Origin of the sequence: Collinsella intestinalis (assembly GCF_902364775.2) — a bacterium.
In the GTDB taxonomy this organism is placed as follows: domain Bacteria; phylum Actinomycetota; class Coriobacteriia; order Coriobacteriales; family Coriobacteriaceae; genus Collinsella.
The window spans coordinates 544,423-563,652 of record NZ_CABJEU020000001.1; the positions used below are offsets into that span (position 1 = coordinate 544,423).

Consider the following 19,230-nt stretch of genomic DNA (forward strand, 5'->3'; position numbering starts at 1 on the left):
CGAATTTGGTTATGCGGCTGGATGGGGTTGGCGTGCACTGGCGACTCAGTTGAAAATTGCCTATGGCATTCGGCTATTAAAAGGGCGCAAACGGAAGAATCTCATAGCTAATTATCACTCTGACATATGCAATTTGGCATATGCGTAGACAACTTGCGGTCTTATGCGGACAATCCGGCGCCAGGCGTAGGCAATCTGCGATTGGATGCGGGCATTATTCTGCCACGCCGGGGCGGGTGGACGTACGGGTGAGGGTAAGTATGGGCGCGCTAGTCCGAATCTGGGGCTTCCCTAAGGAGCTTTGCTAGATGGCGATTGTCCGGGCAGAATTCATCGAGCAGGGCGTGGAAGCGGGCGTTGTGGCTCGGCTCCAGAAGATGCACGAGTTCGTGCGCCACTACGAACTCCAGGCACTCGGGCGGATAAGCGGCCAGTCGGGCGTTGATGCGGATTGCGCCGGTCTTCGGCGTGCACGAACCCCAGCGTGTTTTCATCATTCGAATGCTCCAGCGCGCCGCATGGACGCCGATGCGGGCCTCCATGCGCTCGACCACATCGGGCAGCGCGCGCAGCACTTCGGTGCGGTAGAGCTCGTCGAGGGCGGCTTGATCTATGGTGGTTTGACCGGGGGTGGGCTGCCCGGGGGTGGTCTGACCAGAGACGGATTGACCAGAAATGCTCCGATTGACGGCGGCCTGACCGTGGATCGTCTGGCCGGGGATCGCCTGACCGCCGGCGCCCTGACCGGGGACACCCTGACCGCCGGCGCCCCAGCCAGAAACGCCCTGACCGGGGTTTGCTTGAACGGAGTCGCGTGGGACGAGCTTTCCCCAGAGCGGTATGCGGTCGGGCAGCTCGCCGGCAAGGTCCGGCGAGGGCCTGCGCTCGATGTTGCGGCGGACGCGCTCGGCGATCCAGTCCCCCTTGCGGTCCAAGAACTCCCGCGCGCGGGCGAGCGGTAGATGCTGCGGGATGCTGAGCGTGACGGTCCCGTCCGCGCGAACGCGCAAGTTGAGGTTTTTCACGCACTTGCGGACGACGCTCACGGGAATCTCGAGTCCGTCAACGTTGAGGATGATACCTGCGCCCATCGTTGCGGACTCCTTTCGCCGATCTGTGACGCTGCGGTCCCTCTCGTGAGGACCTGCTGACCAAGATGTGCTCCCATGGGGAATTGTTCGCCCACGGGGCGTTCAACACGGTACCATAGACCGAATGTCACCAACCGAAAGGAGCGCCCATGAGTCACCATGAGCGCGAGGTCATCGGCGTCGATGACCGTGTCTCGCCTGCGCGGGCCATCCCGCTGGGCATCCAGCATGTAATGAGCATGTTCGGCTCGACGGTGCTCGTCCCGTTGCTGACCGGGCTCGATCCCAACGTGGCGATCATGTGCTCGGGCATCGGCACGATCTGCTACCTGTTGGTCACGGGCGGTAAGATCCCGAGCTATCTGGGCAGTTCGTTCGCCTTCATCAGCCCCATCATCGCGGTCGGCGCCACACAGGGGCTCGATGCGGCCATGTCCGGCGTGATTGTCGCCGGTGCGGTGTTCCTGGTGGTGGCCGGCATCATCAAACTGGTGGGCACCGGTTGGCTCGACCGCCTGCTGCCGCCCGTGCTCGTTGCCTCGGTCATGGTGGTCATCGGCGTGGGCCTCTCCGCAACCGCCGCGAACATGGCCTTCACGGGCACCGACGCCGCGGGCGCATCGGTCTTCAACCCGCAGGGCGCCATCGTGGCCGCCATCACCCTGCTCGCGGCCGTGATCTTCTCCGGCCGTGGCGGCATCGTCGGCACGGTGCCGGTCCTGCTCGCCATCATCGTGGGGTACGCGGTCGCCATCGCCTTTGGCATGGTCGATTTCGCGCCCATCGCCGAGGCCGCATGGGTCGGCCTGCCCAACGTGAGCTTTCCCAAGTTCGACATGGGCGCCATCGCGTTGATCGCCCCGGTCGCCGTTGTGACGGTCATCGAGCATATCGGCCATCTGCTCGCCGTGGGTGAGATCGTCGACAAGGATTATCGCCCGTTGTTGCCGCGTTCGCTCGCCGGAGACGGCCTGTCCACCATGATCTCGGGTTTCCTCGGCGGTCCTCCCACCACCACGTATGCCGAGAACATCGGCGTCATGAGCGTCACGCGCGTGTACTCTACGCAGATCTTCTGGTATGCCGGTGCTTTCGCGCTCATCGTGGGCGGTCTGTGCCCCAAGCTCGCCGCGCTCATCAACTCCATCCCCGGCCCGGTCATGGGCGGCGTGTGCCTGCTGCTGTTCGGCCTCATCGCCTCCAACGGTCTGCGCATGCTCGTCTCCAACGGCGTCGATTTCGATGTCAACCGCAACTTGATGATTGCTTCCGTCGTGATCATCCTTGGCGTGGGCATGGAAACCTCCGGCATCGCCATTCCGCTGGGCGACTACACCCTGCCCGGTATGGCCACCTCCACGCTCGTGGGCATCATCTTGAATTTGGTGCTCCCGCAGGAGAAGAAGGACGAGGTGCGGGCTTAAGCTTCCGCGCGCTCGGGTATAGTGGTTCCACGTGCCGGCGGGCAGAATCGCGCTCGCCTCGGCAATCTTAGAAGCTTTCCGCCTCCATCCAGGCGGGGGTCACAACGATAGGAAGAGGATGCACATGTCCAACCAGGGTAAGACGGTCAAGGCCCACTACCGCGGCACGCTCGACGACGGCACCCAGTTCGATTCCAGCTACGATCGCGGCGAGCCCATCGAGTTCGTGGCCGGCGCCGGCCAGATGATCAAGGGCTTCGACGCCGCCGTGCTCGACATGGAGGTGGGCGAGAAGAAGACCGTCCACATCCCGGCGGCTGAGGCCTACGGCGAGCGCTCCGAGGATATGATCCTCTTCTTCCCGGCCGATCAGGTGCCGGATTTCGAGAAGATCGAGGTCGGCATGAAGCTCTTCCTGCAGGGGCCCGGCGGTATGCCCGTGCCCGTGACGGTCGTCGAGGTCTCGCCCGAGGGCGTCAAGCTCGACGCCAACCACGAGCTGGCCGGCTGCGACCTCAACTTCGACATCGAGCTCGTCGAGGTCGTGGAGTAACGCCGCGTTCGCACAGATGAAATGAGATGCCCGGGCCTTCAAGGCTCGGGCATTTTGTTTTCCGGTCGCGTTTGCGGCCGCCTCGGTTCGGGTTTTGAGAGGCCCGCGATTCGGCCCGCCCCAGCGTTTACGCCCTGCGCGTTCTGGGCAGAAGAAAAACGTTACTTAGGATATGACATTACGGCTGCCGTGAGCCGTCTGCCATGTGCGGCGAATCCGGCCGGCGGCCGTGAACATCACAAGAACGGAGACCCCCATGTTTGAATCCCCGTCCCGCGTACTTTTCGATCGCGACCCCGCCATCGCGCAGGCGATCCAAGGGGAGCTCACCCGCGAGCGTCGAAGCATCGAACTCATCGCCTCCGAGAATTTCACCAGTCCGGCCGTGCTCGAGGCAGTGGGCAGCGTGCTCACCAACAAGTATGCCGAAGGCTACCCCGCGCATCGTTACTACGGCGGATGCGAGCAGGTCGACGTGGTGGAGGACCTGGCCCGCGAGCGCGCTTGCAGGCTGTTCGGGTGCAAGCATGCCAATGTGCAGCCCCACTGCGGCGCAAACGCCAATCTGGCGGCCTACGCGGCCCTTGTGAAGCCTGGCGACACGATCCTCGGCATGAGCCTCGACCATGGCGGCCATCTCACCCACGGCAGCCCGGTGAACTTCTCGGGCAAGCTGTACAACTTCGTTCCCTACGGCTTGTCCCTCGAGACTGAGACCATCGACTATGACGAGCTCGAGCGCCTGGCCGAGGTGGAGCACCCGGCGCTGATCGTGGCTGGTGCCTCCGCCTATGCGCGCGTCATCGACTTCGAGCGCATCGCCGCCATCGCGCATGGCGTGGGCGCCCGTCTCATGGTGGACATGGCGCACATCGCCGGCCTGGTCGCGACGGGAGCGCATCCCTCGCCCTTCCCGCACGCCGATGTCGTCACCTCAACGAGCCACAAGACCCTGCGCGGCCCGCGTGGCGGCTTTATCCTCACCAACGAAGACGATCTTGCCCGCGCCATCGACAAGGCGGTGTTCCCGGGTACACAGGGCGGTCCGCTCATGCATGTGATCGCGGGTAAGGCGGTGGCCTTTGGCGAGGCCCTGCGCCCCGAGTTCAAGACGTATATCGACCACGTGGTCGAGAATGCCGCGGCACTTGGCGAGGGGATGGCGGCGGGCGGCCTGCGACTCGTGTCCGGTGGAACCGATAACCACCTGTGCCTGGTCGATCTCACGCCTGCGGGCATCTCGGGCAAGGATGCCGAGACGCTGCTCGATGCGGTGGGACTCACCGTCAACAAGAACTCGATCCCTGGCGAGACACGCTCCCCGTTCGTGACGAGCGGCGTCCGCGTGGGGTCCGCCGCGGCCACTACGCGTGGCTTCACGGCCGAGGAGTTCCATGAGATCGGCGGCCTTATTGCGCGCGTGGTGTTTGCCCCGCAAGACGCGAGGGAGCGCATGTGCGTGCGCAAGCGCGTGGAAACACTGCTCGAGGCGCATCCGCTGTATCCGGGGATGGCGTAGCCGGGTCTTCGCTGCTGCTATGGGGGCTCCCTCTGCTGCCGTGACGTCCGCCGCGCCCGAGGTCCCGCCGCTGCTGGGACGCCTGCCGTAGCCGAGGCCCCTCCCGCAGCCGAGGCCCTTACCGTCGTTTGGTTGCGAGGCGCACGGTGAGTGCTGCGAGCGCCCACGCGACGAGCGAAAAAGCCGCGCCCACCAGGCCCACGTATGGCATGCCGGGCCCGGAGATGACCGCGCCGCCCACGGCGGTGCCGAAGGCGATGCCCACGTTGAACGCCGTGGGCTCCAGCGAGCTTGCCAGCGTGAGTGCCTGCGGGTACTCCTCGGCGGCGGTGGTCATGAACAGCGAGATGCACGGCGTGCTTACCACGTACATGGTGAGGGCGATGCCGAGGATGATCGCGAGGGCCCAGGGCATGGCGGGGCCGACCGCCCAGAGGCCGAAGAGCAGGGCCGCCTGGATCGGAAAGCTCACGAGCATGGTCTTCACGCCGAAGCGCGCGTCGCACCAGCCGCTGAGCAGGTTGGAGGCGAAGCACATGCCGCCGTACGCCATGAGCGCCCCGCTCGCCTCGAGGGTTCCCATGCCGAGGATGTTCTCGAGGTAGGGCGTCACGTAGCCGTAGAACACGTAGATGGAGCCCACGCCGAACATGAAGATGGCGGTTCCGGCGATGATGCGCGGGTCGCGCAGGAGCGGCATCTGCTCGCGTGCGGTGGCCGGGATATCGGTCGCGCCGGTGCGGGGCAGTACGAGGATGAGCGCCGCACACACGACGAGAGACATGACGAGCGTGCCGATGACGGCGTAGTGCCACTCCCAGGTGGCGGCGATGAACTTGCCTGCCGAGGTGGAGATGACCATGGCGATGGAGAACGCCGCGTATACGAGCGAGATGCAGATCGAGATGCGCTTCATGCCGGCGAGCTCGGGGATGTAGGTCGCGCCGATGGCGAGCAGGCCGCCCGATACCAGACCGATGAGCACGCGGGCCGCAAGCAGCATCTCGAAGCTCGTGGCGAGCACTGCGGCGCTGTTGCCGGCGCAAAAGAGGACGGAGTAACCGATCAACAGCGTGCGGCGGGGGATGCGGCCGGTGCCGAGGGCCAGTACGGGCGTCGCGATGGCGTAGGTGATGGAGAACGCGCTCATGAGCATGCCCGCCTGGGAAAGCGGAACGCCGAAATCACGTGCGATCTCGGGCTGGATGCCGATCACGATGAACTCGGAACAGCCGAGTGAGAACCCGAGCGCGATGAGCAGGCCGATGCACAGCAGCGCGTACGGGGTGAGGCGGACGGTGTCCTGAGGTGCGGCGGGCGCGACCGGGGTATCGGTGCGAGTGCTCGGTGTCACGGGTGCTCCCATCGTGGTTTAGGCGTCGTCGGTGTTCAAATTGACCATTATGCCACTGCAGCCAGTGTAAGGGCCGTGTCATGACTTCTGACCTTTGGGTTTATCTCGCGCTTGAGGACTACAATGGCATTTCTTGCCATGAGGGGCCTCGCAATCCGTGCGGCCCGTGCGGGAGGGATGATCATGAAGAGCGGCATTTCGACGGGCGCCCGAGCGGCGTCGAAGTTCATCATGGGCTTCGGCCTGGTAAGCATGCTGATGGACATTGTGTATGAGGGTGCGCTGAGCGTGCAGGGGCCGTTGTTGGCCTCGTTGGGGGCTTCGGCGGCTACTGTGGGCTTCATCTCGGGCCTCGGCGAGGCGACCTCGCTCGCCGGCCGCCTGGTGACGGGGCCGCTCGCCGACCGCGTGGGCCGCTACTGGCTGTTCGCGATCGCGGGCTATGCCATCACCGCTCTTGCCGTGCCCGCAATGGGTCTCGCGGGCAGTGTGGTCACCGTGGGCATACTCGTCGTGGTGGAGCGCATGGGCAAGGCCGTTCGCACACCCTCGCGCGATGCGATGATCTCGCACGCGTCGGCCGCCGTGGGCCGCGGTAAGGGATTCGCCCTGCACGAGCTTATGGATCAAATCGGTGCCACATTGGGCCCGCTGATCGTCTCGGGCATTCTGTTTGCGACGGGTGGTGAATACGGCCGTGCGCTCGGGGTCATGGTCCTACCGGGCGCGGCGGCAATCGCCGTTCTCGCGTGGCTGCGCCATCGCAATCCCGATCCGGCCCGATTCGAGCGGGGCACAGCCGATATAGACGATCCCGCCGCAGCTCCGAACGGTGCTGCCAGCCCCTCTGCCCCGGCAGTTCGCGATGCCGACTCCGTTGCCGCTCCCGTTGCTTCGGCCGCGCAGGTGCTGCCACGTCAGTTTTGGGCATACTCCCTGTTTTGCGGCTTGTCGCTGATCGGTGTCGCGACATTCGCCGTCCTCTCTTTCCATATGGTTGGAATCGGTGTCGACGAGTCGTTTGTCCCCGTCATGTATGCCATTGCAATGCTGGTCGACGGCCTTTCCGCTCTGGCGACCGGTGCGTTGTACGACCGTATAGGACCAAAGACGCTGATGGTCCTGCCCGTGCTGAGCGCATGCATTCCGCTGTTTGCGTACGGCGACTCCTTTGCACCCGTCGCTGTGGGCGTGGTGCTTTGGGGTCTAACTACTGGGGTGCAAGAGTCGACCATGCGCGCATATGTCGCAGACCTGCTGCCGTCAGACCAGCGTGCGACAGGTTATGGATACTTCGCGCTGGTAACGGGCGTTGGAACCATGCTGGGTGGCGTCATTTCGGGCTTCTTGTACGGTTCGTTCGGCCCCGCCGCAATCAGGGTGTTCGCGTTCGGTGTCGAGGCCGTGGCGTTGCTGGCCTTGGTATGTCTGATTCGGGGGAGAAGCGTCAAAGCATGCTGAACGTAAAAAAGTTGCAGTGAAAACGCGTCTCTTCAAGTAGCTGTCTCAATTGCGCTGGGAAAACCGCTGGTCAGCGTGATGTGCGCTATGGACATACTCGATGGATCGACGATTCACTGCAACTTTTCTCAAGGTTTGCGCTTGGGCGGTCAAGCGATGCCCGCCATGCGGGTGTGTTCTCGCGCCGCTAGCAATCCTTCACGTTCATCGCGCGCATGGCGTTCAGGATCGCGATGACGGCCACGCCCACGTCGCCGAGCACGGCAAGCCACATGTTGGCGATGCCCACCGCGGCGAGCGCGAGGATGAGCAGCTTCACGCCGATCGCGAACACGATGTTCTGGTGCACGATGCGCATGGTCTTGCGCGCGACCTGGATAGCGCGGGCGATATTGCTCGGCTTGTCGTCCATGAGCACGATGTCGGCAGCCTCGATGGCGGCATCCGAGCCCATGGCACCCATGGCGATACCTACGTCGGCGCGGGTGAGGACCGGCGCGTCGTTGATGCCGTCGCCCACGAAGGCGAGGTTGCCGCGGGCGGAGTCGAGGATGCGCTCCACCTGCTCGACCTTGTCGCCGGGCAGCAGCTGGGCATGGTACTCGTCAAGACCGAGGTCGGAGGCCACGGAGCGGGCCACCTCCTCGCGGTCGCCCGTGAGCATGATGCAGCGCTCCACGCCCGCGGCATGCAGATCGGCGATGGCCTGGGCGGCGTCGTCTTTCACGGTGTCGGCGATGACGATGTGGCCGGCGTAGGCGCCGTCGATCGCCACATGCAGGATGGTGCCGGTGAGTTCGCAATCGGGGCAGGAGATGCCGTGCGCGCTCATGAGCTTGTCGTTGCCCACCAGGACGGCATGTCCGTCGACGGTTGCCTTCACGCCGTGACCCGACTCCTCGGCGGCATTCTCGATGCGCGCCTGATCGATGATACGCCCCGAATCCGCGGGAGCCTCGTCCAGATACGCCTTCTTGACCGAGAGGGCGATGGGGTGGTCGGAGAACGCCTCGGCATGTGCGGCCATGGCGAGCAGCTGGTCGCCGTCGATGCCGCCTGCCGGGTGCACGCCCACGACGCCGAAGGTGCCCGAGGTGAGGGTGCCCGTTTTGTCGAAGACGACCGTGTCGACCTCGGAGAGCGCCTCGAGATAGTTGGAGCCCTTCACCAGGATGCCCAGGCGGCTCGCGCCGCCGATACCGCCAAAGAACGACAACGGCACGGAGATGACGAGCGCGCACGGGCAGCTCACCACGAGGAAGGTCAGGCCGCGCAGGATCCAGTCGGCCCAGGCGCCCATGCCAAGCAGCGGCGGGACCACGGCGATGGCGACGGCGGCGAGGGTGACGATGGGGGTGTAGACGCGGGCAAAGCGCGTGATGAAGTTCTCGGTGCGCGCCTTCTTCTCGCTGGCGTTTTCCACGAGCTCGAGGATGCGGCTCACGGTCGACGCGCCGAAGAGCTTGGTGGTGCGGATGCGCAGGACGCCGGTCATGTTGATGCAGCCGGAGATGACCTCGCCGCCCACCTCGATGTGACGCGGCACGGACTCGCCGGTAAGGGCGGCAGTGTCGAGCTGCGAGGTACCGTCGACCACGACGCCGTCGATCGGCACGCGCTCGCCGGGCTTGACCACGATGATGTCGCCGACCTGCACCTCATCCGGATCGACTTCGACAATCGCGCCGTCGCGCTCGATGTTGGCGTAATCGGGGGCGATATCCATCATGGCGGCGATGGACTTGCGGCTCTTGCCCACGGCGTAGCTTTGGAACAGTTCGCCCACCTGGTAGAAGAGCATGACGGCAGCGCCCTCGGCCATGTGCGGTTCGGTCTCGGGGAAGAAGATCATGGCGAATGCGCCGATGGTGGCGACGGCCATGAGGAAGCTCTCGTCGAAGGCCTCGCCACGGCGGATGTTGCGCCACGCCTTGAGCAGGACGTCGTGTCCTGCGATGAGGTAGGGGATGAGGTAGAGCGCGAAGCTCGCGTACAGCGCGCCCGGCTCGCCGAAGATGCTCGCGAGCACGCCGAACTCGTCGAGCGCCATGACGGTGAAGAAGAGCGCGAGCGCGAGCAGAATGCGCTTCAACCACTTCTTTTGCTTTTTGTTCATGAATGGTCCAATCGATGGGGCTCGCCGGTCGTCGGCGGTTCACGGGTATCTGTGCGGGCTGGGCGGGCGGTCGGCGAGCGCGCGGTTCGTTCGGTGCCGTTGGCGGGCGTCGCGCAGCGTGCGCGTCTTAGCGCAGGATCTCGCAGTCGGGCTCGACCTCGGCGGTGAGCTTGACCACGGCGTCGAGCACGGCGTCGAAGTCCTCGTCGGCGGCCTCGAGGGTGAGCTTCTGGGTGAGGAAGTTGATCTTGGCGTCCTGCACGCCGTTGAGCTTCTTGATGGCGTCCTCGAGCTTGCCGGCGCAGACGGCGCAGTCGATCTCGTCGAGCTTGAATACCTTACGCATGATGGGTTCCTTTCGGTTGGTTGGAAAGACTATCGAGACCACCCGGGTGGGCGTTTGCTCGTGGTTCCTCAATTGAGGGGCAGTCCCTAAATTGAGGTGGGGGTTACTCGCAGATGTGGGTGAGGCCCTGGTCGAGGATGGTCAGGACGTGGTCGTCGGCGAGCGAGTAGTGGATGTTGCGGCCGTCGCGACGGAATTTGACCAGATGCGCCTGCTTGAGGATGCGCAGCTGATGGGAGACGGCCGATTGCGAGGCTCCGAGGTTCTCGGCGATCTCGTTGACGCTCTTCTCATCGTTCATGAGGGCGTAGAGGATCTTGATGCGCGTGGTGTCGCTGAAGACCTTGAACAGGTCGGCCAGGTCGTAGAGCAGCTCTTCCTCGGGGAGGGACTCCGCGGCGTCGTCCAGAGCGCGCTCCGGCGTGTTGGCGTTCAGGCAGCACTGGTTCTCGTGGGTATCCATGGTACCTCCTCTCATATGAACACATGCTCATACATCAACTACAAATGATTATATGAACGTATGCTCATATGTCAAGGAAAAGCTTGGAGCCGGATGAAAGGTATTGCCGTCTGCCGGCGACTCGATACCCTTAGCCCCGCCATTTGCAAATAATTAATGACAAACATTAATATTGGGGAATAACATCGGTGGAACGCAAAGGTGTTCGAGATATCTAGGAGATGGTGACGATGAAGTTTCCCGCCATGTTCGCGCAAGAAGCGTCGGGCCATCGCGATGAGGCAGTTGGCGCGCTGTCGACGTTCGCCCGCTGGGCCGCATACGCGTGCGCGGGGGCGGCGGTGCTGTGCCTGGTGGCCGCCGTGCTTCTCGTCGTCTCCGCGTTGAACCGCTTTCCCGCCGCTGTGCCCGAGGTGTTGAGCTGGGTATCCGTCGGGGAGGGGGCGTCGTTCAACGGCGAGGTCGACCATCCCGTGTATGGGTATCTCGCCAGGGACCCGTATCGGGATGTAACGGACGACGGCTCTGTGTCGACGGAATCGGATGACCGTTATCTGCTTTTCGATTGGGATGGATCGGTGCCTGCCGCCCAAGAGGCGGCTGATGTCCTTACGACACTGATGGGAGCATTCTTGCTGTTCCAGGGTGCGCGCTTCTTCCGCGATATCGAGCGCGAGGGAACCCCGTTCACCGCCGCGGCCGCGCGCCGCCTGAAGTCCGCGGGTCTTATCGCCGTCTTCGCCGTCGTGCTTTCCAATGTCGTGGGATGGCTCATCTCGTCTTTGGCACAGACGTTTTACCTGACCCCCGTGGGGATGTGGAAGATGGGCGTATGGGAGATCGGCGCGGAGACGGGATGGATGCTCGCGTTGGGCATGCTGCTCATCGCCGTGGGCATCGCTTTCGATTACGGTGTTGTCTTGCAGCGTCAAGACGACGAGCTCCTGTAAACGGATGGTGTGCGCATGATCGTGCTGCGATTGGACCGCATGCTCGCGGAACGCAAGGTGAGCGGAAAGGAACTTGCCGAGCGCATCGGGTTGTCACCGGTTAACTTGTCGCGAATCAAGACGGGCAAGGTGAGTGCCGTCCGCTTCTCAACGCTCGAAGCCATGTGCCGCGCCCTCGATTGCCAGCCCGGCGATCTGCTGGAGTACATACCCGATGACGAGGTTGGGGATCATCTGGGGCTGCACGAGGCCGATTGACGGGCGACGAGCGGGCACGACGGCCGCATCGTCATCCACGACGCGGCCATGCTGGAGCGCTATGTGATGGACTGACCCAGGTCGGGTGAGCATGGGCTCGCCGGGCGCCTGAGAGTCGGCCCTCGCGAGGGCGAGTTCATTTCTGCTGGCTGCCGCCGGCGCGTCCTATCCGTTCACCAGGGCGATAAACGAATCGAGCGAATACTCTCCGGAGATGCGCACGCGCGGGAGGGCGGTGACGTCGTCGCCCACGTGTGCCCACGAGTTTTGCGTGGTGAAGGCGCAGAGGATGCCGGCGTCTCGTACGGCCGCGCGGCCGTCGTCGGTGACGTCGCCGAAAGGATAGGCGAAGGCCTGGGTCCCGCCCACGATCTCCTGCGCGTGCTTGAGATCCGCCGCGATCTCATCGCGGCCCATGGCGCTGATGATGCCGCCGTGCCCCACGTTGCCGCCGGGCTTGTGCATCCCAAAGGAGTGGGACTCGAAGGCGACGTAAGGGCTGCGGTGGTCGATGGCCTTTTGGGCGGCGTCGGCGTCGCTGGCGATGACGAACGAAGTCGCGGGCACTTGATATTTTTCGAGCAGGGGCACACCGACGTTTAGGAAGCCCATCTCACCGTCATCGAACGTGAGGACGACGCTCTTCGCCGGAAGGCTGTGCTTCCCCTCGATGAAGGCCTTCACCTCGGGATACGACGGGAAGTAGAAATCGTTTTCCTTGAGGTAAGAGAGCTGCTGCTCAAACGCGGTGCTGGCGATGAAGTTGCCGTTGAGGTCCGCCGGCGGGTTTGCGGGGTCGTAGACGTAGTGATACATGAGGATGGGCACGCCGCCCTGCATGGTCTCCATCGAATCGACCACGTGCACGGTGCGTACGGCTTCCGCGATGTGGCCAGACGAGTCCGACACGCGATAGGTCACTTTGTACGTGCCGGGTTTGGAGGTGTCGACCTTACCCGAGGTTTTAATCTTGGCGTTGAGCAGGCCGTCGGCGGGCTCGGCGGCATGGGCACCCGCCTCGAGGTATTCCTCTCCCTTGAGCACATAGGTGTCTTTGGATCCGTTGAGGCCGATGACGATCTCGCCGGCGCTGCCGCCAACCGTGCTGTCTTCTATGATGGGAGCGCTGCCGGGCTTATCCTGCGAGGGGTCGCCGCCTTTGGACATGGCCCGGAAGAGGGCCGTCCCTCCCATGCCGACAAGCGCGATGAGGACGAGCGCCGCGGCGATTCCCGCGATGCGCGTGCGCGAATTGCGCGGCGAGCGCGGGGCCTGGTTGGAATATGGGGCCTGGACGTGGCGCGAGGCCTGGTTGGGGCGCGGGGCCTGGCCGGAGCGCGGAGCATGGCCGGGGCGCGGGGCTTGACGGGAGCCTGTCGCTCGATTGGGGTGCGGCGCTCGGCGCATGTGCGGTTTGGCAGGGGCCTGCGGATGATGCGCGACCTGGGGGCGAGCCGCGCCCTGTTGACGAGCTGCTTGCTGCGGGTGGCGCGCGCCCTGCGGGCGGGGTGCGTGTCGGTTGCGATCACTGGGGTTCACGTCGGCCTCCTGCGGACGATGGGCGTCATGGCGTCGAGTGTAACGCGAAAACGCTCCGAGAATAGGAGCGTTTTTTGCAAGTCGTCTTATGAAATTGTCACGCAGCCGGTAGGGGTCACCGCCCCGACGCAGTGCGACCCTACTTGAGGAACATTGATTTGAGGTTAAACTCCGCCTGCACGGTGCGCAGCATGAGGTCCGTGTCGTCGAGGCCCAGGTGCAGCTCGTTCTCGTCGGCGGCAAGCGTGCCACGGCGACGTGCCCAGTTCTGCAGGCTGGCGGGTGCACTCTCGCGCGGCAGGGTGCGGACCTCGCCGTCAACGGAGCGGCAGATATGGCGCGAGTCGATGACGATGATCTTGCCCGCGCGGCGCGCCTCAGCGTAACCGGGCAGGTGCAGCATGAACCAGCTGTCCTCGAAGGCTGCGTTGTGCGCCATGATGGGGTAGCGCTTCATGAGTTTGAGCAGCTCCTTTTGCAGCTTCACGTCCTCGCGGAAGGGCGTCTTGCCGTCGAGGTCGGACCACTGGATATGGTGGATGTCGGCCAGCGGCACGCCCGTCTCGCGGTACATATCGGGGATGCCGCAGTAGAACGCCTGCGGGTCGTGCGGCACGGCGTCACTGGTGAGCTCCATGATCTCCCAGCCCACGTTGATGATGTAGCCGCGCTCGGGTGCGCGCCCGGTGGTCTCGATGTCGATGCCGAGCACCGTGCCTTTGATGGGCTTGCGCACGTAGGCGACGGAGTAGGCGTCGCGGTCGCCGCGGACCTCGCGAGCGACGGCGCTGGCGGCACGGCCCTGCATCTTGCCGATGCCGGCGCACAGGTCGGCATCCGAGAGGTTGCGCGCGAGCAGCGGGCTCGAGAGGTTGCGCAGGCGCGCCTCGCCGATCTGATCGCACAGCTCGCGGTTCTGATCGGCCAGCGTGAGGATAACGCTGAAATCGAAGCTGGGCTCCTCGTTTGTACGCCATTCGTCGAGCAGTGCCTTCATGGCCTCCTCGCCGCGCTGGCGCTCGGATTCCATGGCGTCGTAGTCGCCGTAGATGAACATGGGGATGAAGGGTTGCATCGAGTATTCGAGTGCCTGCTGTGCGTTCATGGGAAGAGCTCCTATCGTGAAGAAAGCGGCTGCGTGGCGGTGCCCGTCGGAGTATTTTGGCGGGCCCGTGCGCGGTCGAAGATCGTTCGAACACGAGTATAGAGGGTCTCGGCGGGGCTGAAGTGTTTGAGGTGTGAAACTTATTTAGTGGCAATTGGGGTGAAGGCGGTGGGGTGTCTTCCTGCTTTGCGCCCCGCGTTCCGACCGTTTTTGGCCCCACCTCACCTCGGCGGTACAATCGAGCCATTGTATCTAGCCACGCGCATGGGAAAAGGAGATAGCTCCGAGATCATCGACTGCGGAAGACCGCGGTCGGGCGACTTTTTGTTGTTCGGAAGGTCTGCTGTTTGTTACGAGTTATCCAAAGGCAACTTTTAGTATACTGGTTCACTCGCATACCGTACGTTTGCCAAGTGGTGCGCGGGGTATGTAAACAGCTACGCCTCGGGGCGCTGGGCCCCGCTGGATGTTTCCGTTGAGGAGAGTCGGCCGTGGATCTGCTGCTGCATTTCATAGAGCATGCGCTCGAGGACACCCTTGTGCTCGTGCCGTTCCTGTTCGTGACCTATATTGCGCTCGAGGCGCTCGAACATGCCGCGGGCGCCCGTGCGAACGCGGTGGTTCGCCGCGCGGGCGCTGCCGGACCGGTTGCCGGCGCGCTGCTGGGCGTGGTCCCGCAGTGTGGCTTTTCGGCCATGGCGGCCACGCTCTACGCCGGTCGTGTGGTGACGCTCGGCACGCTCGTGGCGGTGTTTCTCTCCACGTCCGATGAGATGCTGCCCATGTTGGTGGCAGAGCGGGTTGACGCGGGGTTGCTGTTCCGCGTGCTGGGGTTGAAGGTGCTGGTCGCGCTCATCACGGGTGTGCTTGCCGACCTCGCCATCCGCGCGCTGCGCAAAAACGCCCGCGTGCACGCGTTCTTGCGCCGCACGGTGTTCTTGGTGTGTCGCGACGGTATGGAGGCCGACGTGGTGGATCAGATGGCCGAGGGCGGGGAGACCGCCGAACATATTTGCCGTTTGTGCGAACAGGATCATTGCGGCTGCGGCCACGATCACGCACATGTGTATGGAGACGAGCACGGCCATGACCACGGCCATGAGCACGGCCATGAGGATGCCGACGGTCACGTGGCGGGTTGCGACCATGATCACGGCCACGGCCACGGCCATGACCATGATCACGCCGGCGGGCGCTTCGGAATCGCCGGGTCAATCGTGATGAGCGCCGTCTCGCACACCGTGCAGGTGAGCCTTTTCATTTTCCTGGTGACGTTCGCGCTGGTGCTCGTTCTGGAAACGGTGGGTGAGGATGCCTTGGCCGCGTTCCTCTCGGGCAACCAGCTACTCGCGGTGTTCGCCTCGGCGCTGGTGGGCCTGGTGCCCAACTGCTCGGCGAGCGTGGTCATCACGCAGCTTTACCTGGAGGGCGTGCTGGGCTTCGCGCCGCTCATGGCGGGTCTGCTCACGTCTGCCGGCGTGGGGTACCTGGTGCTGTTCCGCACCAACCGCCACCCGCGTGAGAACGCCGTGATCGTGGTTGGATTGTTCTTGGCTGCATGCGTTTGGGGTCTAGTGTTCGCAGCGCTGGGGATGTAGCGCGGTTTTGCTGTCGAGAGCCTCGCGCAGGAGCTGGGCGAGGTTGCGCTGGAAGCGCTCGCGGTCGTCGTCGGTGAAGGCGGCCGGCCCCTGCGTGCGCCCGCCCGCGCGCCGGACCTTCTTCTCCTCGTGGCGGATGAGCAGCTGCATATCGATGGTGGCCTTGTTGTAGATGTGCCCGCGTACGCCGATGGCCGCGGCGCCACGGCCGAGCACCATGCTGGCAAGGCCGATGTCCTGCGTGACTACCACGTCGCCGGGTTCCAGGCGCTCGATGATGGCAAAGTCCGCGCTGTCGGCGCCGCATGAGACATCGAGGGTCTCGGCCCAGAATCCCGGGTGCGTCGCGTCGCGTCCGCGAGCGTGTTCGGCCTCGCGCGGGTCGTCGCGGCGGATGCGGCGGGCGAGGTTTTGCGTGGAGTTCCCGGCGATGAGCACGGGGATGCGCACCGAGCGTGCGCAGGCGAGCGCCTCACGTGTGACCGGGCATGCGTCGGCGTCGATGATGAGGGTGGGGAAGCTGTATGAGGTGCAGTCTTCATTATTCATTTCGAGCGTATCGGCAAGAGCCTCGTCAGATTGATGTGCCGTCATGCTTCCTTCTCCATTCTCGATCGTTCGAGCATTTATATCTTATCAACGGAATGCTCCCGCTCTTTATTTGCCGAAAGGCAGACGGTACTCTTAGCTGAGTGATAAACCCTTGATGGAAGGACCGGCAAGGTGATTACCGGAGCAGCCAAAAATAAGGTTGATGCTATCTGGCAGAAGATGTGGGAGGGCGGCATCACCAACCCACTCGATGTTATTAGCAACTTGACGTATCTCATGTTCATGCGCTCTCTCGATGAGAAAGAGCTCGAGATGGAGCGCTTGGAGAACATGCTTGGAGTGGAGCAGCCTCATATTTTTCCCGAGGCCTTCTCGAACGATCGCGGTGAAAAGATCGCGGGCAGGGAGATTCGCTGGAGCTCTTTCAAGGACAAGCGTGCCGAGGATATGTACCACATCGTCGACCGCTTCGCTTTCCCGTTCATCAAAACACTGGGTGGCTCGACTGCGTTTTCCAAGACCATGGAGAACGCTACGCTTGGATTCCCGGCAGGCAAGCCCGCGCTTTTGGAGAAGGCGGTTACCGGCGTTGAAGAGCTGTTGGCTGATTACGATGAGCATATCGGTGACCTGGGAGATTTGTACGAATACATGCTCTCCAAGCTCAGCACTGCGGGCACGAACGGTCAGTTCCGCACGCCAAAGCATATTCGCGATCTGATGGTGCAGCTTATCGATCCCAAGGCGGGAGAGCTTGTATGCGATCCGGCATGCGGAACAGCGGGCTTCTTGATTTCGACGGCCGAGCATATTCGCAAATGCTATGGAAGCGAAATGACCGCCGATCAGTGGGATGCGTTTGCCGGAACAAATGGGGCTACGCCGCAGTTCAACGGTTTTGAAATCGACCAAACGATGCTACGCATTAGCGCTATGAACCTCATGCTCCATGGCGTCGATTCGCCCGATGTGCGATACCTCGACAGCATTTCACAGAAGAACGCAATCAGTTCAAAGTACGATGTCATTTTGGCGAATCCGCCGTTCACGGGCTCCGTTGACGTGGAGGATATCGATAAGGGCCTCCGCGCCATTGTGGAGACCAAACAGACTGAGCTTTTGTTCGTTGCTCTGTTCTTGCGCATGCTCAAGCTCGGTGGCCGCTGCGCGTGCATCGTCCCCAATGGAGTTTTGTTCCGCTCGAACTCGAAGGCGTATCGTCAGCTGCGTCAGCAGCTCGTGGAAGATCATAAGCTTGAGGCGATCATCTACCTACCGAGCGGCGTGTTCAAGCCGTACTCCGGCGTGAGCACGGCGATTCTGGTATTCACCAAGACAAACGCCGGCGGTACAGATAACGTGTGGCTCTACAACATGGAGGCGGACGGCTATACGCTCGATGACAAGCGCGATCCGGATGAGAAGAACAACGATATCCCCGATATTATCGAGCGCTGGGCGAACCTTGGTGACGAGTCTGAGCGCGAGCGTACTGAGAAGAGCTTCCTTGTTCCCAAGCAGGAAATTGTCGACAACGAGTACGACTTCAGCTTCAACAAGTACACCAAAACCGAGTACGAGCGTATTGAGTACCCTCCTACAAGCGAGATTCTCGCCGAGCTGGATGAGCTGAATGCCCAGTTTGCTGCCGGCCTGGCTGAGCTTCACAAGATGCTTGAAGGTGATCTCTAATGCCCGCGAACAAACCCCCGTTTGACGGCGAGTGGGTTAAACTCGGAGATGTGTGTAAGGTCGTTGGGGGATCAACACCGAAAACCGATGATCCCGGCAACTGGGGCGGAGATATTAAGTGGGTTACTCCCGCTGAGATTCGAGAATCAGTCAACTTGGTTACAGACACCCTCAAACACGTGACTCCCCAGGGTGTCAGGGCTGCGCGTCTCCGCATTATGCCTGCGGGTACAGTGTTGCTCACCACGCGCGCACCGATTGGAAAAGTTGCCCTAGCCGGCGATGAGATGTGCTGTAACCAGGGATTTAAGTGTCTAATTTGCTCGTCGGAGATAAGCAATGAGTGGTTGCTCCGTCTACTCAGATATAAGTCATGTGAACTGCAGCAAATGGGAACCGGCGCGACGTTTAGAGAGCTGTCAAAAAAGGTGGTTTCGAGTTACAGGGTAAAGCTGCCCGCCATGGCCTCTCAGCTACTTACGGTCGAAAGACTGTCTAGCCTCGAAAAGCTGCTGAGAGTTCTGCGCAGACAGTTAGTTCTGCTTGACCAGTTGGTCAAATCCCGGTTTGTCGAGATATTCGGCAGCTACAGCAATGAATTTGAAACTACTCTTCAAGATGTCTCGGAGTTTGTGACTGTGGGCATTGCAAATGCCGCAACGCACGCTTATGTAGATTCAGGAGTAGTCATGCTGAGGAACCTGAACGTACGCGAGAATCAGCTGGAGGATTCTGATCTTGTTTACATTGATCCGGAATTTGCAGCGAAATATAAAAAGAAAAGGCTGAAGGCGGGTGATATCCTCGTTACAAGGACAGGTTATCCGGGCATAGCATGTGTGGTTCCGAAGAAATACGAGGGCTGTCAAACCTTTACAACTCTGATCGTGCGCTTGAGGGACGATTCGCCCGTTACGGCGGAATATGTCAGCCAGTTGATTAACTCTCCGATTGGGAAAGAGTTTGTGGGGAGATTCAAAGCGGGCTCATCCCAGCAAAACTTTGGTGCAACTGCTCTTAAGATGATGCCAATCGGTATTCCTCCCCTTGCCCTCCAGCAAGAATTCGCCTCCTTCGTCGCCGAGGTCGACAAATCGAGGTTTATCGTTCAGCAGAAGATCGAGAAGTTGCAGACGCTCTACGATAGCCTTGCTCAGGAGTATTTTGGCTAAGCAGTTCGTTGCTGCATCCTTACCGCATGTGTTCACG

Annotated in this window: 17 protein-coding genes; 9 read left to right on the plus strand and 8 right to left on the minus strand. The window is 62.5% G+C overall.

What is annotated here, in order from left to right; all coding sequences use genetic code 11:
- Window positions 1-269: 269 nt before the first annotated feature.
- Window positions 270-1,091: a M48 family metallopeptidase gene (locus tag FY258_RS02315; protein WP_118102774.1), complete on the minus strand. Its 822-nt coding sequence runs from the start codon at window positions 1,089-1,091 to the stop codon at window positions 270-272.
- Window positions 1,092-1,240: 149 nt separating this feature from the next.
- Here FY258_RS02315 and FY258_RS02320 point away from each other — a divergent pair, with 149 nt between their 5' ends.
- The 3 genes from FY258_RS02320 to glyA all read left to right on the plus strand — a co-directional run bounded on the left by FY258_RS02320 (window position 1,241) and on the right by glyA (window position 4,587).
- Window positions 1,241-2,515, plus strand: coding sequence for a uracil-xanthine permease family protein (locus FY258_RS02320; protein ID WP_118102776.1), 1,275 nt, complete (start codon window positions 1,241-1,243; stop codon window positions 2,513-2,515).
- A 124-nt stretch (window positions 2,516-2,639) separates the two neighbouring features.
- On the plus strand, window positions 2,640-3,068 hold the full coding sequence (locus FY258_RS02325) for an FKBP-type peptidyl-prolyl cis-trans isomerase (RefSeq protein ID WP_039910319.1): 429 nt from the start codon (window positions 2,640-2,642) through the stop codon (window positions 3,066-3,068).
- A 256-nt stretch (window positions 3,069-3,324) separates the two neighbouring features.
- On the plus strand, window positions 3,325-4,587 hold the full coding sequence (gene glyA, locus FY258_RS02330; RefSeq protein WP_118102778.1) for a serine hydroxymethyltransferase: 1,263 nt from the start codon (window positions 3,325-3,327) through the stop codon (window positions 4,585-4,587).
- Window positions 4,588-4,705: 118 nt separating this feature from the next.
- Here glyA and FY258_RS02335 read toward each other — a convergent pair whose 3' ends face one another.
- Window positions 4,706-5,941: an MFS transporter gene (locus FY258_RS02335; protein WP_259324405.1), complete on the minus strand. Its 1,236-nt coding sequence runs from the start codon at window positions 5,939-5,941 to the stop codon at window positions 4,706-4,708.
- Between the two features lie 183 nt (window positions 5,942-6,124).
- On the opposite strand from FY258_RS02335, the gene FY258_RS02340 reads away from it, so the two are divergent.
- Window positions 6,125-7,402, plus strand: a complete 1,278-nt coding sequence (locus tag FY258_RS02340) for an MFS transporter (RefSeq protein ID WP_182279376.1) — start codon at window positions 6,125-6,127, stop codon at window positions 7,400-7,402.
- A gap of 187 nt (window positions 7,403-7,589) precedes the next feature.
- On the opposite strand, the gene FY258_RS02345 is transcribed toward FY258_RS02340, so the two are convergent.
- The 3 genes from FY258_RS02345 to FY258_RS02355 all read right to left on the minus strand — a co-directional run bounded on the left by FY258_RS02345 (window position 7,590) and on the right by FY258_RS02355 (window position 10,327).
- Complete coding sequence (locus FY258_RS02345; RefSeq protein ID WP_118102784.1) at window positions 7,590-9,518, minus strand: heavy metal translocating P-type ATPase; 1,929 nt, start codon at window positions 9,516-9,518, stop codon at window positions 7,590-7,592.
- Between the two features lie 127 nt (window positions 9,519-9,645).
- A complete protein-coding gene (locus FY258_RS02350) occupies window positions 9,646-9,864 on the minus strand; it encodes a cation transporter (RefSeq protein ID WP_118102786.1) in 219 nt (72 codons plus the stop codon).
- Between the two features lie 103 nt (window positions 9,865-9,967).
- On the minus strand, window positions 9,968-10,327 hold the full coding sequence (locus tag FY258_RS02355; protein WP_182279377.1) for an ArsR/SmtB family transcription factor: 360 nt from the start codon (window positions 10,325-10,327) through the stop codon (window positions 9,968-9,970).
- A 230-nt stretch (window positions 10,328-10,557) separates the two neighbouring features.
- On the opposite strand from FY258_RS02355, the gene FY258_RS02360 reads away from it, so the two are divergent.
- On the plus strand, window positions 10,558-11,277 hold the full coding sequence (locus FY258_RS02360; RefSeq protein ID WP_182279378.1) for a DUF2975 domain-containing protein: 720 nt from the start codon (window positions 10,558-10,560) through the stop codon (window positions 11,275-11,277).
- Window positions 11,278-11,292: 15 nt separating this feature from the next.
- The gene (locus FY258_RS02365) at window positions 11,293-11,535 is read left to right on the plus strand and encodes a helix-turn-helix domain-containing protein (protein ID WP_118102790.1); all 243 of its coding nucleotides are present in this window, start codon (window positions 11,293-11,295) and stop codon (window positions 11,533-11,535) included.
- A 165-nt stretch (window positions 11,536-11,700) separates the two neighbouring features.
- Here the strand turns inward: FY258_RS02365 and FY258_RS02370 are convergent, their stop codons facing one another.
- Both FY258_RS02370 and FY258_RS02375 read right to left on the minus strand, forming a co-directional pair.
- Window positions 11,701-13,074 (minus strand): immunoglobulin-like domain-containing protein, encoded by a 1,374-nt coding sequence (locus FY258_RS02370; protein ID WP_262348765.1) that lies wholly within the window; start codon window positions 13,072-13,074, stop codon window positions 11,701-11,703.
- 139 nt (window positions 13,075-13,213) lie between these two features.
- On the minus strand, window positions 13,214-14,179 hold the full coding sequence (locus FY258_RS02375) for a 3'-5' exonuclease (RefSeq protein WP_118102794.1): 966 nt from the start codon (window positions 14,177-14,179) through the stop codon (window positions 13,214-13,216).
- Window positions 14,180-14,670: 491 nt separating this feature from the next.
- On the opposite strand from FY258_RS02375, the gene FY258_RS02380 reads away from it, so the two are divergent.
- Window positions 14,671-15,777, plus strand: coding sequence for a putative manganese transporter (locus FY258_RS02380; protein ID WP_118102796.1), 1,107 nt, complete (start codon window positions 14,671-14,673; stop codon window positions 15,775-15,777).
- Here FY258_RS02380 and FY258_RS02385 read toward each other — a convergent pair.
- On the minus strand, window positions 15,751-16,326 hold the full coding sequence (locus FY258_RS02385) for a YaiI/YqxD family protein (protein WP_118103970.1): 576 nt from the start codon (window positions 16,324-16,326) through the stop codon (window positions 15,751-15,753). The genes FY258_RS02380 and FY258_RS02385 overlap by 27 nt on opposite strands.
- A gap of 174 nt (window positions 16,327-16,500) precedes the next feature.
- Here FY258_RS02385 and FY258_RS02390 point away from each other — a divergent pair, with 174 nt between their 5' ends.
- Together FY258_RS02390 and FY258_RS02395 are read left to right on the plus strand one after the other, a co-directional pair.
- Window positions 16,501-18,021, plus strand: coding sequence for a class I SAM-dependent DNA methyltransferase (locus FY258_RS02390; RefSeq protein WP_118102798.1), 1,521 nt, complete (start codon window positions 16,501-16,503; stop codon window positions 18,019-18,021).
- Window positions 18,021-19,193 (plus strand): restriction endonuclease subunit S, encoded by a 1,173-nt coding sequence (locus tag FY258_RS02395; RefSeq protein ID WP_118102800.1) that lies wholly within the window; start codon window positions 18,021-18,023, stop codon window positions 19,191-19,193. Before FY258_RS02390 ends, FY258_RS02395 begins: the two co-directional genes overlap by 1 nt.
- Window positions 19,194-19,230: the final 37 nt, after the last annotated feature.

Coding starts and splice junctions, on each gene's coding strand:
- FY258_RS02385 (WP_118103970.1), bottom strand. CDS start 16,326: ATGAATAATGAAGACTGCACCTCATACAGCTTCCCCACCCTCATCATC.
- FY258_RS02350 (WP_118102786.1), bottom strand. CDS start 9,864: ATGCGTAAGGTATTCAAGCTCGACGAGATCGACTGCGCCGTCTGCGCC.
- glyA (WP_118102778.1), top strand. CDS start 3,325: ATGTTTGAATCCCCGTCCCGCGTACTTTTCGATCGCGACCCCGCCATC.
- FY258_RS02360 (WP_182279378.1), top strand. CDS start 10,558: ATGAAGTTTCCCGCCATGTTCGCGCAAGAAGCGTCGGGCCATCGCGAT.
- FY258_RS02345 (WP_118102784.1), bottom strand. CDS start 9,518: ATGAACAAAAAGCAAAAGAAGTGGTTGAAGCGCATTCTGCTCGCGCTC.
- FY258_RS02395 (WP_118102800.1), top strand. CDS start 18,021: ATGCCCGCGAACAAACCCCCGTTTGACGGCGAGTGGGTTAAACTCGGA.
- FY258_RS02325 (WP_039910319.1), top strand. CDS start 2,640: ATGTCCAACCAGGGTAAGACGGTCAAGGCCCACTACCGCGGCACGCTC.
- FY258_RS02320 (WP_118102776.1), top strand. CDS start 1,241: ATGAGTCACCATGAGCGCGAGGTCATCGGCGTCGATGACCGTGTCTCG.
- FY258_RS02365 (WP_118102790.1), top strand. CDS start 11,293: ATGATCGTGCTGCGATTGGACCGCATGCTCGCGGAACGCAAGGTGAGC.
- FY258_RS02315 (WP_118102774.1), bottom strand. CDS start 1,091: ATGGGCGCAGGTATCATCCTCAACGTTGACGGACTCGAGATTCCCGTG.
- FY258_RS02375 (WP_118102794.1), bottom strand. CDS start 14,179: ATGAACGCACAGCAGGCACTCGAATACTCGATGCAACCCTTCATCCCC.
- FY258_RS02355 (WP_182279377.1), bottom strand. CDS start 10,327: ATGGATACCCACGAGAACCAGTGCTGCCTGAACGCCAACACGCCGGAG.
- FY258_RS02340 (WP_182279376.1), top strand. CDS start 6,125: ATGAAGAGCGGCATTTCGACGGGCGCCCGAGCGGCGTCGAAGTTCATC.